At 32.2% G+C, this 17,061-nt stretch carries 14 protein-coding genes and 2 tRNA genes; 13 read left to right on the forward strand and 3 right to left on the reverse strand.

All coding sequences use genetic code 11. From position 1 onward, the window contains the following. Window positions 1-23: 23 nt before the first annotated feature. Window positions 24-1,769 (forward strand): signal peptide peptidase SppA, encoded by a 1,746-nt coding sequence (sppA, locus tag ABMY20_RS02215; RefSeq protein WP_349264527.1) that lies wholly within the window; start codon window positions 24-26, stop codon window positions 1,767-1,769. Window positions 1,770-1,819: 50 nt separating this feature from the next. Here the strand turns inward: sppA and ABMY20_RS02220 are convergent, their stop codons facing one another. Both ABMY20_RS02220 and metK read right to left on the reverse strand, forming a co-directional pair. After that, window positions 1,820-2,584 (reverse strand): hypothetical protein, encoded by a 765-nt coding sequence (locus ABMY20_RS02220; RefSeq protein ID WP_349264528.1) that lies wholly within the window; start codon window positions 2,582-2,584, stop codon window positions 1,820-1,822. A 247-nt stretch (window positions 2,585-2,831) separates the two neighbouring features. Then, a complete protein-coding gene (metK, locus tag ABMY20_RS02225; RefSeq protein WP_047788593.1) occupies window positions 2,832-4,085 on the reverse strand; it encodes a methionine adenosyltransferase in 1,254 nt (417 codons plus the stop codon). A gap of 321 nt (window positions 4,086-4,406) precedes the next feature. Between metK and trxA the strand changes: the two genes are divergently transcribed. The 11 genes from trxA to ABMY20_RS02280 all read left to right on the forward strand — a co-directional run bounded on the left by trxA (window position 4,407) and on the right by ABMY20_RS02280 (window position 12,388). Continuing rightward, a complete protein-coding gene (gene trxA, locus ABMY20_RS02230; protein ID WP_028892415.1) occupies window positions 4,407-4,724 on the forward strand; it encodes a thioredoxin in 318 nt (105 codons plus the stop codon). A 70-nt stretch (window positions 4,725-4,794) separates the two neighbouring features. Continuing rightward, complete coding sequence (locus ABMY20_RS02235; RefSeq protein ID WP_349264529.1) at window positions 4,795-5,715, forward strand: DUF58 domain-containing protein; 921 nt, start codon at window positions 4,795-4,797, stop codon at window positions 5,713-5,715. 54 nt (window positions 5,716-5,769) lie between these two features. Further along, a tRNA-Asp gene (locus ABMY20_RS02240) sits at window positions 5,770-5,843 on the forward strand. Window positions 5,844-5,885: 42 nt separating this feature from the next. Beyond that, window positions 5,886-5,959: transfer RNA gene (locus ABMY20_RS02245), tRNA-Asp, on the forward strand. Between the two features lie 262 nt (window positions 5,960-6,221). Next, window positions 6,222-7,046, forward strand: a complete 825-nt coding sequence (locus tag ABMY20_RS02250; protein WP_349264530.1) for a prephenate dehydratase — start codon at window positions 6,222-6,224, stop codon at window positions 7,044-7,046. Continuing rightward, window positions 7,043-8,185 carry an aminotransferase class I/II-fold pyridoxal phosphate-dependent enzyme gene (locus tag ABMY20_RS02255; RefSeq protein ID WP_349264531.1) on the forward strand — a complete coding sequence of 381 codons (1,143 nt, stop codon included), beginning with the start codon at window positions 7,043-7,045 and terminating at the stop codon, window positions 8,183-8,185. Before ABMY20_RS02250 ends, ABMY20_RS02255 begins: the two co-directional genes overlap by 4 nt. After that, a complete protein-coding gene (locus tag ABMY20_RS02260) occupies window positions 8,185-9,051 on the forward strand; it encodes a prephenate dehydrogenase (protein ID WP_349264532.1) in 867 nt (288 codons plus the stop codon). The genes ABMY20_RS02255 and ABMY20_RS02260 overlap by 1 nt, the downstream gene beginning before the upstream one ends. A gap of 11 nt (window positions 9,052-9,062) precedes the next feature. Next, the gene (locus ABMY20_RS02265; protein WP_047788598.1) at window positions 9,063-10,145 is read left to right on the forward strand and encodes a bifunctional 3-deoxy-7-phosphoheptulonate synthase/chorismate mutase type II; all 1,083 of its coding nucleotides are present in this window, start codon (window positions 9,063-9,065) and stop codon (window positions 10,143-10,145) included. A 65-nt stretch (window positions 10,146-10,210) separates the two neighbouring features. Continuing rightward, window positions 10,211-11,152 carry a ribosome small subunit-dependent GTPase A gene (gene rsgA, locus ABMY20_RS02270; RefSeq protein ID WP_349264533.1) on the forward strand — a complete coding sequence of 314 codons (942 nt, stop codon included), beginning with the start codon at window positions 10,211-10,213 and terminating at the stop codon, window positions 11,150-11,152. Window positions 11,153-11,225: 73 nt separating this feature from the next. Next, the gene (gene dtd, locus ABMY20_RS02275) at window positions 11,226-11,678 is read left to right on the forward strand and encodes a D-aminoacyl-tRNA deacylase (RefSeq protein WP_349264534.1); all 453 of its coding nucleotides are present in this window, start codon (window positions 11,226-11,228) and stop codon (window positions 11,676-11,678) included. 65 nt (window positions 11,679-11,743) lie between these two features. Beyond that, a complete protein-coding gene (locus ABMY20_RS02280; RefSeq protein WP_349264535.1) occupies window positions 11,744-12,388 on the forward strand; it encodes a YceI family protein in 645 nt (214 codons plus the stop codon). Between the two features lie 48 nt (window positions 12,389-12,436). Here ABMY20_RS02280 and lipB read toward each other — a convergent pair whose 3' ends face one another. Further along, entirely contained in the window at window positions 12,437-13,141 is a 705-nt protein-coding gene (lipB, locus tag ABMY20_RS02285) for a lipoyl(octanoyl) transferase LipB (protein WP_349264536.1), read from the reverse strand. A gap of 86 nt (window positions 13,142-13,227) precedes the next feature. Between lipB and ABMY20_RS02290 the strand changes: the two genes are divergently transcribed. Further along, on the forward strand, window positions 13,228-16,935 hold the full coding sequence (locus ABMY20_RS02290) for a reprolysin-like metallopeptidase (protein WP_349264537.1): 3,708 nt from the start codon (window positions 13,228-13,230) through the stop codon (window positions 16,933-16,935). Window positions 16,936-17,061: the final 126 nt, after the last annotated feature.

Genomic DNA, 17,061 nt, shown 5'->3' on the forward strand with positions numbered 1-17,061 from the left:
CTCAAAAAAATTAACCATACAACATGAAGTTTTTAAGAAATTTACTCGCCTCTATTCTAGGCTTTTTCATTGCCCTATTTTTACTGTTTGTATTCTTTTTTGCTATAGCTGCTATTGTAGGAGCTGAAGAAAAAATTGTTGTAAAATCAAACTCAGTTTTAGAATTAGACTTATCAACCCCTATTAAAGATTATGCTCCAAAAGAAGACAATCCTATTGCTGAAGCTCTAGAACTAACAGATGAAAAATTGGCTTTAAACAAAATTATCAACGCTATTGAAAATGCAAAAACTGATGATAAAATAAAAGGAATAAGTATTAAAACACCTTTTGTTAATGCTGGTATTGCCCAAACACAAGCCATACGAAACAAAATTGAAGAGTTTAAAGAAAGTGGTAAGTTTGTATATGCATATAATGACATTTATACTCAAAAAAATTACTACCTAAGCTCTGTTGCTGACAGTTTATTCTTAAACCCAGTAGGAGCTATTGACTTTAGAGGTTTATCTACCGAAATTTTATATTTCAAAGACTTTGAAGACAAATATGGTATTAAAATGGAGGTTATTCGTCACGGAAAATATAAAAGTGCAGTTGAACCTTTCTTGGAAAATGAAATGAGCGAAGCTAACCGCGAACAAACCACTTCATTTTTAAAATCAATTTGGTCAGAAATCACAGATGACATTAGTAAGAGTAGAAACATTTCTATTGAAAAACTAAACCTTATTGCTGATAATTCTAATGGAAGAAATATTACTGTAGCAAAAGAAAATAATTTAATAGATGCTTCTATTTACGAAGATGAATACGAAAAGAAGTTAGCTATGGGTTCTGATAAGAAAGTAAATACTATTTCTATTGAAGACTACATAAACTCTGGAAAAGGAAGAATTTCTTCTACTGCTAAAGATAAAATCGCCGTGATTTATGCACAAGGTGATATTGTGTATGGAGAAGGAAGCGAAGACTATATAGGACAAGGAATTATAAACAAAGCTATCAGAAAAGCCCGAAAAGATGATAATGTAAAAGCTATCGTACTTCGCGTAAATTCACCTGGAGGTAGTGCTTTAGCCTCTGAATTAATTTGGCGTGAACTAGAATTAACAAAAAAAGAAAAACCTTTAGTAGTTTCTATGGGTAACTATGCAGCTTCTGGAGGTTACTATATTGCTTGTAATGCTAACAAAATTATTGCAGAACCTACTACAATTACAGGATCTATTGGAGTTTTTGGAGCCATTCCTAACTTTAATCAATTTACCGATAATATTGGTATCAATGCAGAACAAGTATCTACTAACAACAGCGCTTCTTATAGTGTTTTTGAGCCAATGAACCAGAAATTCTACGATGTAACTAAAGAAGGTGTTGAACAAATCTACACTACTTTTGTTAACCGTGTTTCTGCAGGGCGTAACATGACTTTTGAGCAAGTAAACGAAATTGCACAAGGTAGAGTTTGGACTGGTAAAGAAGCTATTGAAAATGGCTTAGTAGATCAATTAGGAGGATTAAATGACGCCATTAAAGTTGCCGCTGAATTAGCAGAAGTTCAAAATTTTAGAGTTCGTAATTACCCTAATTACAAAACTGACTTAAAAGAAGCTCTAAAATTCTCTCCATTTATGAAAGCTTCAAAAGAAGAAATACTTAAAGAAACTTTAGGTGATGAAAATTACCAATTATACCATAACATTCAAAAAATGAAAAACCTAAAAGGAATTCAAGCTAGAATACCTTTTGTATTTCAAGTGAAATAAAATCAAAAAAAGCCTCGACAATGTCGAGGCTTTTTTTATTATAATCTAGTTTATTCGTAACTATAAGTAGTATTTATAGCAATTGATTCTTCACCAGCAACAGCTACTCCTTTTCCTATTAAAGGGTACCCATCCGAATCATAAGTATAATCTACAGTTAAAGTACCTATAACGTTATCACCTCCGTCTTTATAGATAATCTTCGTTACGTTATTTAATGGCAATAATCTTCTAGCTTTAATTACTTCTGAAGCTTGAGGATTCGCCCCAAAACTAACATCAACTCCATCTAATACTTCTATAACTCCTGCAGATTCTAAAGTAGAAAAATACATATTTGGCTTATTGTCATAAAATATTTCTGCTGTATAATTTTCAACAACATTCATTTCAGTTTCCCAATCATAAACCTCAACTTGGAATAAAACTTTACTAGGATTTTTGTTAGAATCATATTCTAATGCCATTCCTGTTTCATAAATATTATATGGTGATTGATACAACTCTTCTATTGAAAGGCTTTCTGAAAGATCGCTGTCTTCTGTCACCTTAATAGTACTCCCGTCATTGCTATAGTTTATTAAAGTAGCGTCTGTTCCATTTGTTCCAGAAACACTTACCAATTCTTTTTCAGCATTATACATAAACTGTGTAGTAATTGTTTCATTTTCTTGATTTGTCGCTGCAACAGTTTTTAATCTTTTCTTTTTAGCTTCTCCGTTAACTTCATCAAAATCGTCTGAAGCAGAGCTACTACATGAGGTTAATAATGCTACTCCTAATCCAATAGCAAAAACATACTTTAATTTTTTCATTTTTTGTGATTTTTAATGAACTCATTTTTATTGTTCAAGCAAAAACTAAGTATTTCCCCCTACATAAAATCTTTAAGACAATTAATAGAAATGAGTAAAAGAAGAGAACAGCAATTTTTAGCAATTTGAAAAATATAAAAAACAAGTTCGGTTTATATTGTTTTTAAATTTCATACAAAAATAGCTGTATAAAAAAATACCTGCAATAAAATTACAGGTATTTTTCACTATGTTTTTATTTCGTTTATTACAAACTGAAACTCTCTTTTACTTTAGACACATAATCTAATTTTTCCCAAGTAAACAATTCAACTTCCATTGTTTTACTTTCTCCATTAGGTTGTGTAAATGTTTTAGAAACTACTTCATTTTTTCTTCCCATATGCCCGTAAGCTGCTGTTTCACTATACATTGGATTACGTAACTTTAAACGATCTTCAATAGCGTGTGGACGCATATCAAAAATTTCAGAAACTTTTTGAGCAATTTCTCCATCAGTTAAATCCACTTTTGAAGTTCCGTAAGTATCTACAAAAATACCCATCGGTTCTACTACTCCAATAGCATACGATACTTGTACTAAAACCTCATCAGCCACTCCAGCAGCTACTAAATTCTTAGCTATATGACGTGTTGCATACGCTGCAGAGCGATCTACTTTACTTGGATCTTTTCCAGAAAATGCTCCACCACCATGCGCTCCTTTTCCTCCATAAGTATCAACAATAATCTTACGGCCTGTTAACCCTGTATCTCCATGAGGTCCACCAATTACAAACTTTCCTGTTGGATTAATATGATATTTAATATCATCATTAAATAGCGCTTGAATTTCTGGGGTTAATTGTGCTTTTACTCTAGGAATTAAAATCTCAACAATATCTTTTCTAATTTTAGCTAACATTGTTTCATCATCAGCAAAATCATCATGTTGTGTAGATACAACAATTGCTTCAATACGCTGTGGTACGTTATCGTCAGAATACTCAATAGTTACCTGACTTTTAGCATCTGGGCGTAAATAAGTAATTTCCTTATTCTCTCTACGGATTGCTGCTAATTCCTTTAAAATTATATGTGATAAATCTAACGCTAACGGCATATAATGCTCAGTTTCGTTTGTAGCATAACCAAACATCATTCCTTGATCACCTGCTCCTTGCTCTTCTTTTGAAGCTCTATCTACTCCACGGTTAATATCATCTGACTGTTCATGAATTGCTGACAACACTCCACAAGAATTACCGTCAAACATATACTCACCTTTGGTATATCCAATTTTATTAATTACCTCACGAGCAATTTTTTGAACATCTAAGTAAGTAGAAGACTTAACTTCTCCTGCTAATACTACTTGACCAGTTGTTACTAATGTTTCACATGCTACTTTTGAATTTGAATCAAAAGCTAAAAAATTATCTATTAGAGCATCAGATATTTGATCTGCTACTTTATCTGGATGTCCTTCAGAAACACTTTCTGAAGTAAAAAAATATGACATAAATACTTTTTTTAAAAATTTAACTAAAAGAAAAAATCTGAATTGCTAAGTCGCTAAAAGGAGTAGAAATTACTGCTTTAGCATTTTTATTTTGAATCATTGTTCAATGAGGTTGCAATCAGTCAAATTTTTCCTCAAAATATATTTGACAAAGTTATAGATTATTTTACATACACAAAAACAAACTTACACGTAAATAAATAGAAAGTATTGATATTATGATAATAAAAAGTAATTTTTGTAAAATTGTATTGGTAAAATATTTGTTTACATTTGTACGTAAATAAATAAGAAAATAACTTTAGATAAAACATAAATAAAATGGCATTAGAAATTACAGATGCTTCTTTCGAAGAAGTAGTATTAAAATCTGACAAACCAGTATTAGTAGATTTTTGGGCAGCTTGGTGTGGACCTTGTAGAATGGTATCTCCTATCGTTGATGAAATTAGTAATGAATACGATGGTAAAGCTGTAGTTGGAAAAGTAGATGTAGATGCAAACCAAGAATTTGCCGCTAAGTATGGTGTAAGAAACATACCAACTGTATTAATCTTCAAAAACGGAGAAGTTGTAGACAAACAAGTTGGTGCTGCTCCAAAAAAAGCATATACAGATAAAATTGATGCTGCTTTATAAGTAAAGATATTATTTGATATTATAAAAAAGGTTTGGCTATCGCCAAACCTTTTCTTATTTTCGGTAATCTATGATTGATTTAAACAGTACTGCTTCAAAAATTAACAACCTTGAGCTACTTGCTAAACAAGTGGTAGAAGGTTTTATTACAGGAATGCATAAAAGTCCATTTCACGGATTTTCAGTTGAATTTTCTGAACACAAACTCTACAACAAAGGAGAAAGTACTCGACATATAGATTGGAAGCTATTTGCCAAAACTGAAAAATTGTACACTAAAAAGTACGAAGAAGAAACGAATCTTAGGTGTCATATAATCATTGATAATTCTGCGTCGATGCATTATCCTCCAAGCAATAATGAATCAATAAATGATTTAAATAAGATTGGTTTCTCTGCAGTAGCAGCTGCCTCTTTAATGGATATCTTAAAGCGACAACGTGATGCTGTTGGTTTAAGTATTTACTCTGACACTTATGAATACTATGCTCCAGAAAAAGGTAGTGAACGTCATCGTAAAATGTTATTACATCAATTAGAGCATTTATTATCATCTAATTCTACTTCAAATACAAAAACCTATCAACACTTACATGAAATAGCAGAGAAGATTCATAGAAGGTCTTTAATTTTCTTATTTACCGATATGTTTCAAACTTCAAAGAATGAAGAAGAACTTTTTAATGCTTTAAGGCATCTAAAATTTAATAAACATGAAGTAGTGTTGTTTCATACATATGATAAAAAAACAGAATTTTTGTTTGATTTTGACAACTCACCAAAAAAATTTGTAGATATTGAAACTGGAGAAGAAATAAATTTATACGCCGAAAATGTACAGCAAAAATATCAAGAATTGAGCTCCTTTTTTTTCAAGAACCTAAAAAACAAATGCTTACAATACAAAATAGATTACATTCCTGTAGATATTAGTGAAGGTTATGATAAAGTACTTATAGCTTATCTTATCACTAGACAGAATTTTTTATAAATAACTCTTTTTTATTTAAAAAAAGGTTATATATTTGCATCCGCTTAGAGCAACGGTCTGGTAGTTCAGCTGGTTAGAATACATGCCTGTCACGCATGGGGTCGCGGGTTCGAGTCCCGTCCAGACCGCTAAAGTTTCTCTAAAACATATAACATATTGCTTAAAGCAACGGTCTGGTAGTTCAGCTGGTTAGAATACATGCCTGTCACGCATGGGGTCGCGGGTTCGAGTCCCGTCCAGACCGCAAAAAGCTTCTCAAAATGAGAAGCTTTTTTCTTTTTTACACTTTTTTTAAAAAAAATTTGGTTTAGTTAAATTTATTTCTAAGATTTGTTCCGTACAAAGAACACAAATACAATGATGTTACAAAACGTATGGCAAGGTTTCTATTTTTACTTTTACTTTTTTAGTAAGAGACGAGACTTTGTATCATATTGTTAACCTAACAAAAAATATATACCCAATCAAAGTCTCGAATTTATCGAGGCTTTTTTTTTTGATGTAAAATGAAAAAAATAGCCATTCAAGGAATACAAGGAAGCAACCACCATATTGTTGCAAACAACTACTACGGAGAAAACATCGACTTACACGAGTGCTTATCTTTTGACGTATTGGTTGATAGCCTTATTAATTCAAGAAGTGAGCAAGCAATTATGGCTTTAGAAAACACCATAGCAGGCTCAATCATACCCAACTATGCCCTAATTGACAAGTACAATTTGCATATTTCTGGTGAGTATTACTTGTCTATACATCATCATTTAATGGCGTTACCTGACCAACGAATTGAAGACATTACTGAGGTTTGTTCGCATCCGATGGCATTACTACAATGTAAAGATTTTTTCAAACAACATAAGCACATCAAGTTAGTTGAAGATGTTGACACCTCTGCTGTTGCAAAAAGAATAGCCGATCAACAATTAAAAGGAGTTGCAGCAATTGCACCAAAAATGGCTGCTGATATTTTTAATTTATCTGTTATTGAAGATGAAATTCAAACGATTAAAAATAACGCAACTCGATTTGTATTTCTTCAAAGAAGTCTTCCAAAAAATGGTAAAAGTGAAATCAATAAAGCTTCATTAAAATTTGAACTAAATCACAAAAGAGGAAGTTTAGCTACAGTACTAAATGTAATGAGTGACTGTAAATTAAACCTTACTAAAATACAATCGTTACCCAAAATTGAAACACCTTGGAAGTACTCTTTTTTCGTAGATGTAACTTTTGAAAAATATGAAGATTACGAAAAAGCAAAAGCTATCATACAAATTATGGCAGAAGAATTTAAAATATTAGGTGAATATAAAAACGGTAGATTATGATACAGTTTGCTAACAGACTACAAACCGTACAAGAGTACTACTTCTCAAAAAAATTAAAAGAAGTACGTCAGTTAATTTCAGAAGGAAAACCAATTATAAACATTGGAATTGGTAGTCCTGATTTACAACCTCCAGCATCTGTATTAGAAGCTATTCAAAATAGTTTACAAGATACTGGAGCCCATAGTTATCAGAGCTATCAAGGGTTACCTGAATTTAGACAAGCTGTTTCAAATTTTTATCAGAATAACTATCAAGTTAGCATTAATCCTGCTAACGAAGTACTACCTTTAATGGGAAGTAAAGAAGGAATTATGCATATTTCATTAACTTTTTTAAACGAAGGAGATCAGGTATTAATTCCTAATCCAGGATACCCGACCTATAGTTCTGTGACCAATTTATTAGGAGGAGAACCTATTTTTTACGAGTTAGAAGAAGCAACTAACTGGCAACCTAACTTTGAAGCTTTGGAAAAACTCGATACTTCAAAAATAAAGTTGATGTGGGTAAATTATCCACACATGCCAACAGGTGCTGATGCTACCAAAGAAACTTTTCAAAAGTTGATTGACTTTGGAAAAAAACATAACATAGTTGTTGTAAATGACAATCCGTATAGCTTTATATTGAATGAACACCCTCAAAGTATTTTACAAATTGAAGGCGCAAAAGATGTTGCTTTAGAATTAAACTCAGTAAGTAAATCTTTTAACATGGCTGGATGGCGTGTTGGAATGTTATTAGGTAAACCTGAATTTTTAACTGAAATTTTAAAAGTAAAAACTCAAATGGATTCAGGTATGTTTTATGGAATTCAGAAAGGAGCCACTAAAGCATTAGAGTTAGACAAAGATTGGTTTACTCAGCTAAACAACACCTATAAAAAAAGGCAAAAACTAGTATTTGAGTTAGCAGAAAAATTAGGATGTACCTACGATAAAAACGCATCTGGAATGTTTGTTTGGTGCAAACTTCCTGATGGAAAAACATCTGAAGAAATGATTGATGATTTACTATATAATAAACACATCTTCGCTGCTCCAGGAACCATTTTTGGTAATCAAGGAGAAGGCTATATTCGTTTCTCATTATGCGTTCCAGAAGAAAAAATTAACGAAGCAATCAACAGAATATAATGAACGTATTTATCATAGGACTAGGATTAATCGGCGGAAGTTTTGCCTTAGATATTCAGCTAGGATTTAAAAATGCTACTATCTACGGAATAGATTCCAACGAAGAGCATGGAGACCTTGCTTTAGAGAAAAGGATTATCCATCAAAAAGCAACTTTTTCAGAGTTGAAAAATGCAGATATAGTCATTATTGCTATTCCTGTTGATGTTTCACGAGAGATTATTTTGAAAACATTGGATAATATCTCTGATACTTGTTTGGTTTTCGATGTAGGTTCGACTAAAGAACTAATTTGTGATGCCGTTAAAAACCATCCGAAAAGAAGAAATTTTTTAGCAACACACCCTATTGCTGGAACTGAGTTTTCAGGACCAAATGCAGCATTGACAAATTTATTTAGAAATAAAACTAATATTATTTGTGAGGTAGAAAAAACAGCTTTCAAATTACAGGAAAAAGCATTAGATATATTTTCAAAATTAGGAATGCGTATTCGATACATGGATCCAAAATCGCACGATAAGCATATAGCCTATGTATCACATTTATCACATATCAGCTCTTTCATGTTAGGTAAAACAGTTATTGAAAAAGAGAAAAACGAGCGTGATATTTTTGATATGGCTGGTAGTGGATTTGCTTCTACTGTGCGTTTAGCAAAAAGCTCACCAGCAATGTGGACACCTATTTTTGAGCAAAATAAAGAAAATGTTATTGAGTCTCTGAATGAATATATTCATAACTTACAACAATTCAAAACTTTATTAGAAAACAACGATTTTCCAGAAATCTATATAGAAATGGAAAACACCAATCATATAAAACAAATATTAAATGGAATTTTAGAGGGAATACCTCAACAATAAGAATATCAAAAATGGAGAATACAAAAGAGTTAAAAAAATGGTTAGATGCTTTCGGGTTAGGGCATCCACTAGTAATTGCAGGACCTTGTAGCGCCGAAACAGAAGAACAAGTACTACAAATTGCACACGAATTAAAAGATACAGATGCTACTGTTTTAAGAGCTGGAATTTGGAAACCTCGTACAAGACCAGGTAATTTTGAAGGTGTGGGTGCTTTAGGGCTAAAATGGTTACAAAAAGCAAAGCAAGAAACAGGAATGTTAATTGCTACTGAAGTAGCCAACAAAGATCACGTAAAACTTGCAATTGAGCACGACGTAGACATCTTATGGATTGGTGCTCGCACTACCGTAAGTCCTTTTATTGTTCAAGAAATAGCAGATGCTTTAGAGGGTACAGATAAAATTGTTTTAGTAAAAAACCCTGTAAACCCCGATTTACCATTGTGGTTAGGTGCCATAGAACGCTTGTACGCTAAAAATATTAAAAAACTAGGGGTTATCCATAGAGGATTCTCTACTTATGAAAAAACAAGGTACCGTAACAACCCTGAATGGCAAATTCCTATTGAATTGCAAAACCGTTTCCCTGATTTACCACTGATTTGTGATCCGTCACACATCGCTGGTCGTCGTGATATTATTTTCGATGTTTGTCAAACTGCCTTAGATTTAAACTTTGATGGTTTAATGGTTGAAACTCATTACGATCCAGATAATGCATGGAGCGATGCAGCTCAGCAAATTACTCCTAAATCATTAATCCAAATGATGATTGATTTAAAAGTTAGAAAAGCCACGGATACAGAAACTGAGTACAGAAATGCTTTAAATACGCTACGTACTCAAATTGACGTAGTAGATCATCAACTCATTGAAATGTTAGGAAAGCGTATGAAAATAGCAGACTCAATTGGTCAGTTAAAAAAAGAGAAAAACGTCGCTATTTTACAAACTAAACGGTGGAATGAGATACTAGGCAAAATGATTTTAGAAGGTGATGAACGTGGTTTAAGTGAAGAGTTTGTACTTAAAATGTTCAAAGCAATACATCAAGAAAGTATTAATCATCAAGAAAAAATTATCAACAACTAAATATTAAATCCCGCAAAAGCGGGATTTTTACATTGAGTTTTCTAATTTATTCTCATCTTTGTTTTATGATAGGAACGGTTTATAAATCTACAGGAAGTTGGTATTGGGTAAAATCTGAAGACGAGCTATATAAGTGTCGCATTAAAGGAAAGTTTCGTATCAAAGGAATTAAAAGTACCAATCCCATCTCTGTAGGTGATATTGTTGATTTTTCGTTAGAAACTAAAAATGATGAAGAAACAGGATTGATTACTAATATTCACGAACGAGAAAACTATATCGTTCGCAAGTCTGTTAATCTTTCAAAACAAACTCATGTTATTGCTTCTAATATTGATCAGGTGTTTTTATTGATTACTATTGACAACCCTCCTACATTTACTACTTTCATTGATCGCTTTTTAGTTACTTCCGAAGCCTATTCAATTAAAACTATATTAGTTTTCAATAAAATTGATTCTTACGAAATTGAGCAGCGTGCCGAAATTTTGTATTTAAAAGATATTTATGAAGCCATCGGTTACGAATGCATTGAAGTTTCCGCGACTAAAAACATCAATATTGATAAAATAAAAGAGATGATGACAGACAAAGTAAGTATGTTTGCAGGTCATTCAGGAGTTGGAAAAACAACCTTAGTTAACGCTATTGAACCATCTTTAGACTTAAAAACGAAGGAAATTTCTGAACAACACAAACAAGGACAACACACTACTACGTTTGCTGAAATGTTCGATTTAAGTTTTAATGCTCGTATTATTGACACTCCCGGAATTAAAGGTTTTGGAGTAGTTGATATGGACAAAGATGAATTAGGCGATTATTTTCCTGAGTTTTTTGCTTTAAAACAAAACTGCAAATTCAACAATTGCATTCATATTAACGAACCACAGTGCGCAGTTAAAGAAGCCTTAGAAAATGAAGAAATAGCTTGGTCTCGTTATAAAAGTTATCTACAAATTTTAGAAGGCGAAGAAGAACACTACAGAACCGACATTTGGGAGTAATATAATTTTTTAGTCTAATCTCCACTAAGGTTCAAAACATTCAAATATTTAAAAATTCAACAATTTATATAAAATGAAAATTGTCATTCAACGTGTTTCAAAAGCTAGCGTTACTATTGAAGGTGAAAGAGTAGCTAAAATACAACAGGGGCTTTTAATTTTACTTGGAATTGTTACTGAAGATACACCTGATGATATTAAATGGCTCTCAAACAAAATAACAAACCTTCGTATTTTTAATGACGAAGAAGGTGTTATGAATAAATCGATTAAAGATATAAATGGAGATGCCATTATAGTAAGTCAATTTACTTTACACGCTTCTACCAAAAAAGGAAATCGTCCTAGTTATATTAAAGCTGCCAAACCTGATGTTGCTATTCCTTTATATGAAAAGTTTGTTCAACAAATTGAGATTGATTTAGGTAAAAAAGTACAAACAGGTCAGTTTGGTGCGGATATGAAGGTAGAGTTGCTAAATGATGGACCTATAACTATCATTATTGATTCCAAAGATAAAAAATAATTTCCATGGGAATTATTTTTAATTATATTTGTATCTGATTAAGTATCATTATTAAAAACACAAAAATGAAAAAAACAATTTTAGCTATTGCATTTGTTGCAATTGGAGCTGTTTCTTGTAAAACAGATAAAAACAAGACTACTGTTAGTGACGAAATTAAAGAAGTTGCAAAAACAGAGAATGTTATTAATACTTATAAGGCTAACATCGCTGAATCTTCTGTTGCTTGGAAAGGTAGCAAACCTACTGGTTCTCATAATGGTGTCGTAAGTTTAAGTAAAGGAACGTTAGAAATCGAAAACGGAAACGTAAAATCTGGTGAGTTCATTATTGACATGACTACTATTTCTTGTGAAGATTTAAAAGCTGGAGACGGTAAAGAAGATTTAGAGGGACACTTAAAAAATGCTGATTTCTTTGATGTTGAAAAATTCCCTACTGCTAAATTTCAAGTAGCTACCTCTGAAGTAAAAGACGGAAAGGTACACGTTACAGGAAACTTAACTCTTAGAGACGTTACTAAAAGTGTTACTATACCAGCTACTATTACAGAAGCTGATGATATGGTAACTTTTAAAAGTGATACTTTTAGTATTGACAGAACTGACTTTGGTGTTACTTACAAGTCTAAAAAAATTGACGCTGCTTTAAAAGACAAATTCATCAATGATTTAATGGAAATTTCTTTTGAAATCAAAGCTAAAAAATAAATTTTAGTTCTAAAGCATAAAAAAAGGTTGACGATTGTCAACCTTTTTTTATGCTTTTATAAACTCTTCCACTTCAAACAGTTCTTTAAAATGTTTTATAATTTTCTCTTTTACCTCTTCTTCTGAGACCTTTCTACCTAATTCAACCTCCATTGAAGTAACAGCTTTTCCACGTATTCCACAAGGAATAATATTATCAAAATAACCTAAATTAGCATTCACATTTAAAGCAAATCCGTGCATAGTTACCCATCTACTGGCTCTAATTCCCATGGCACAAATTTTTCTAGCAAACGGCGTACCTACTCCAAGCCATACACCTGTTTCTCCTTCACTTCTTTCTCCTTCCAACCCATACTCTGCTATTGTTAAAATGATTGACTCCTCCAACAAACGTAAATATTTATGGATGTCTGTAAAAAAATTTTCTAAATCTAAAATTGGATAACCAACAATTTGTCCTGGTCCATGATAAGTTATATCCCCTCCTCTATTAATCTTATAAAAAGTTGCTTCTTTCTCTTTTAATTTTTCTTCATTCAACAAAAGATTTTTCATATCTCCTGATTTTCCTAAGGTGTACACATGCGAGTGCTCTACAAACAAAAAGTAATTAGGAGTTTCTATTTCACTATCTCCATTTCTTCTTTCTCTTTTTAATGATACTATTTCATCTAAAAGATTCGTTTGATAATCCCATGTTTCCTTGTAATCTTTTCTTCCTAGATCACTAATTCTTATTTTTTTATTCATAAATTGTGGCGCTAAACTACCCTACAAAGGTAGGGAAATTTAGAGTTTTACTGTTATAAACTAAACGTATATCAATAACAAAAATCATGTTTAAAAAAAGTACCCTTCCTTTTTTATTTGCTTTCTATTTATCAATAGCTAGCTTGTTTTCACAACAACTATGGACAAGGAGTCATAAAGACGCCATTACTCAACAAAAGAAAGAAATTTTTAATACAAATAACACTTTACCTAAAGAATACATTTTAATGAGTTTAAACTTAGAAGGCTTTAAAAGTACATTGCCTAGCTCATTATCTAAAAATACACCTAATTCAAAAATTATCCAGCTTCCTAATGCTAACGGACAACTAGAAAGATTTTCTATAAAAGAAACTTCTTATTTAGCTCCTTCCCTAGCTGAAAAATACCCTATGATTAAATCTTTTTCAGCTCAAGGAATTGACAATCCTTCTTCTTCGGCTAAGATAAGTATTGGAAAAGATGGAGTTCACGTAATTATTTCTTCAGCAAATGAAGGTACTTCCTACATAAATCCATACACCAAAGACTATAAAGAATATATTGTTTATAAGAAAAGTAGTCTACCTCCAAGCAAAGATGAATTTTCGTGTAAGGTAGAAGACACTGTACAAAAAAATAACATATCACCACATCAACGAAGAAATGCTGATGATGGCAATTTAAGAACCTATAGAATGGCCATTGCTTGTACAGGTGAATATGCTCAGTTTCACATAAACAACCAAAGAGTACCATCTACAGCTAGTGATGCAGAAAAAAAAGCAGCTGTACTATCTGCTATGAATACTACAATTACTCGTGTTAATGAGGTTTATGAAAGAGATTTAGCTGTAAGAATGGTTATCGTGGACAATAATGATGCTTTAATCTTTTTAGATGCTGATACAGATGGCTTAACAAATGATAGTGCCAGAACCTTGATTGATGAAAGTCAAGAAAAATGTGATGAAATTATTGGTGATGCTAATTATGATATTGGACATACGTTTAGTACTGGAGCAGGAGGACTAGCTCAGCTAAACTCTGTTTGTGCTACAAACTATAAGGCTCAAGGAGTTACAGGAAGAAGCCGACCTATAGGAGATACTTACGATATAGATTATGTTGCTCATGAAATTGGACACCAATTCGGAGCTACTCATACATTTAATAATTCATGTGAGGGGAATAGAAGCTCTAGTACTGCTGTTGAACCAGGTAGTGGTTCAACAATTATGGGATATGCTGGTATTTGCGGTCCAAATGTACAAAATGTAAGTGATGACTATTTTCATGCGGTTAGCATTGCTCAAATGTGGAATCACATTCAAGGTTCAGGGAATTGTGCCAGCACTTCAAACACAGGTAATACTGCTCCTACAGCTAATGCGGGAAATAATGTTAGTATTCCTAAATCGACACCATTTGTTTTAAAAGGAACCGCTACAGATGTTGATGGAACAGAATCTTTATCTTATACTTGGGAACAAATTGATAATGAAGTAGCAACCATGTCTCCATTATCTACAAATACAGGAGGTCCTATGTTCAGATCATTACTTCCTTCTTCATCAGCTGATAGATACATGCCTGCACTATCTACCGTATTAAGTGGTAATACTTCTACCACATGGGAAGTTCTTCCTTCTGTGGCTAGAGAATTAGATTTTGCTTTAACTGTAAGAGATAATCACGCAGGTGGAGGTAGCTCAGCTAGAGATGATATAAAAGTAACTGTAACAGATGCAGAGGCTTTTATTGTAACAAGTCCTAATTCTGCCGTATCTTGGGGAGTTGGTTCTACCCAAACCATTATATGGAATAAAGGAACTACAGACCAATCACCTATTAACTGTGCTAATGTAAACATAAAACTTTCAACAGATGGAGGCCTTACTTACCCTATCATTCTAAAAAACAATACACCGAATGACGGTTCAGAAGATATTATTATACCTGATACCCCTACTACAAATGCACGAATATTAGTAGAAGCTTCAGATAATATTTTTTATAACATAAACAATAGCAATTTAACCATTTTCCCTACAGCTCCAACGTATTCAATAGCTAATAATACAGGAGATTTATCTGTATGTAATATAGCTACAAATGAGCTTGTTTTTGATTTTGACTACAATGCTTTATACGGATTTAATGAAACAGTAAATTTGTCTTACTCAGGAGCTCCTGCTAACTCTACTGTTACGTTAAGTAATTCTTCAATAAGTAGTAGCGGTAAGTTTACCTTAACCGTAACTAACCTTACAAATATTTCAAAAGGAGATTATACAATTACTGTTACAGCTACGTCAGGTTCAATAACTAAATCTGTTGATATACTTTTAAACGTAAATGACAATCTTTGTAATTCTTCTGGAAATATTGCATCGCAATTGAGCATTACGAATGTTACCTTTAATAGTATTAACAATAACTCTACTAAAACAACTGGTTATTCTAACTTCACTAGTCAAAACACTGAGGTAGTTAGGGGTAACAACTATAACTTAACAACTACTATTAATACAGCTGGAAATGATAATGTAAAAACATTTGCTTGGGTTGACTGGAACCAAAATTGTGTTTTTGATACTAATGAAACTTACGACTTAACCTCTACTAGCGCTATTTTAATCACGGTTCCTGAAGGCATCCCAACAGGAGAAACTATTATGAGAGTTTCTACAAGGTCAGACGCTGACCCAAATTCTTGTAACTTGGGCTTTAATGGTGAAGTTGAAGATTATACTATTACAGTTTTAGAACCTACTTTTTCTATTTCTAATAGTACAGGAGACCTATCTGTATGTAAACAAGCTACAAATGAAGTAACCTTTGATTTTGATTATACAGCTTTGTATGGGTTTAATGAAACTGTTAACCTTTCTTATTCAGGAGCACCAACTAATTCTACTATAACATTAACCCCTACTAGTATGAATGCTAGTGGAAAATTTACCTTAACAATAAGTAATTTAACCGCCGAAGAAGAAGAAGAAGAAGTAGTAGTAGTAGATACAGGAGATTACACAATTACTGTTACTGCAGCATCAGGTTCAATGGCTAAGTCAGTAAATATCCTTTTAAACGTAAACAACAGCCTTTGTAATTCTTCAGGTAACACTGAGTCTCAATTAAGTATTACTAATGTTACTTTTAATGGTATCAACAATAATTCTGATAAAGCAAATGGGTACTCTGATTTTAAATCAGTAACAACCCAAGTAGTTAGAGGAGAAACTTATGATTTAACAACCACTATCAATACAGCAGGAAACAGTAATACAAACACATTTGCTTGGATAGACTGGAACCAAAACTGTGCATTTGATGCTAATGAAACTTATGACTTAACTTCTAATACTCTTTCTATTATCGTTCCTGAAGATGCTTTATTAGGTTCTACAACTATGAGAATTTCTACAAAAGTAAATAGTAACCCTAATTCTTGTGGATTAAATTTTAATGGTGAGGTAGAAGACTATACTATTACCGTTGAAGAGAGTTTTGCTACCGATAACACTTTATTTGATGACTTAGAGATAGGTCCAATCCCAATAGATTCTGGAAAAGCTTTTGAAAAATTTAAATTCACTGTAAAAGATAAAAAATCAACAATTATTAGACTTTTTGATTTTAGGGGAAGATTACTTGAAACACAAAAATTTTCAACTATTTCTAGTCAGTTTAATGAAGAAATACAATTAACCAAAGCTGCAAGCGGACTTTATTTATTACAAGTTGAAAATGCGGGTAAACAAGTGACAAGAAAAATAGTTGTTAAGTAGGTTATAAACTATGTCAGAAAAGTAAAAAGCAAGCTAATTGGCTTGCTTTTTATTTTTATCTAATATTCATTTATTAAACTTGTTTCTTAATTCCTTTTTTTATGTAATTTTACCACCCCCTAATCT

It is taken from the genome of Tenacibaculum sp. SSH1-16 (assembly GCF_040104435.1).
In the GTDB taxonomy this organism is placed as follows: Bacteria; Bacteroidota; Bacteroidia; order Flavobacteriales; family Flavobacteriaceae; genus Polaribacter; species Polaribacter mesophilus.

Coding starts and splice junctions, on each gene's coding strand:
- sppA (WP_349264527.1), top strand. CDS start 24: ATGAAGTTTTTAAGAAATTTACTCGCCTCTATTCTAGGCTTTTTCATT.
- ABMY20_RS02220 (WP_349264528.1), bottom strand. CDS start 2,584: ATGAAAAAATTAAAGTATGTTTTTGCTATTGGATTAGGAGTAGCATTA.
- metK (WP_047788593.1), bottom strand. CDS start 4,085: ATGTCATATTTTTTTACTTCAGAAAGTGTTTCTGAAGGACATCCAGAT.
- trxA (WP_028892415.1), top strand. CDS start 4,407: ATGGCATTAGAAATTACAGATGCTTCTTTCGAAGAAGTAGTATTAAAA.
- ABMY20_RS02235 (WP_349264529.1), top strand. CDS start 4,795: ATGATTGATTTAAACAGTACTGCTTCAAAAATTAACAACCTTGAGCTA.
- ABMY20_RS02250 (WP_349264530.1), top strand. CDS start 6,222: ATGAAAAAAATAGCCATTCAAGGAATACAAGGAAGCAACCACCATATT.
- ABMY20_RS02255 (WP_349264531.1), top strand. CDS start 7,043: ATGATACAGTTTGCTAACAGACTACAAACCGTACAAGAGTACTACTTC.
- ABMY20_RS02260 (WP_349264532.1), top strand. CDS start 8,185: ATGAACGTATTTATCATAGGACTAGGATTAATCGGCGGAAGTTTTGCC.
- ABMY20_RS02265 (WP_047788598.1), top strand. CDS start 9,063: ATGGAGAATACAAAAGAGTTAAAAAAATGGTTAGATGCTTTCGGGTTA.
- rsgA (WP_349264533.1), top strand. CDS start 10,211: ATGATAGGAACGGTTTATAAATCTACAGGAAGTTGGTATTGGGTAAAA.
- dtd (WP_349264534.1), top strand. CDS start 11,226: ATGAAAATTGTCATTCAACGTGTTTCAAAAGCTAGCGTTACTATTGAA.
- ABMY20_RS02280 (WP_349264535.1), top strand. CDS start 11,744: ATGAAAAAAACAATTTTAGCTATTGCATTTGTTGCAATTGGAGCTGTT.
- lipB (WP_349264536.1), bottom strand. CDS start 13,141: ATGAATAAAAAAATAAGAATTAGTGATCTAGGAAGAAAAGATTACAAG.
- ABMY20_RS02290 (WP_349264537.1), top strand. CDS start 13,228: ATGTTTAAAAAAAGTACCCTTCCTTTTTTATTTGCTTTCTATTTATCA.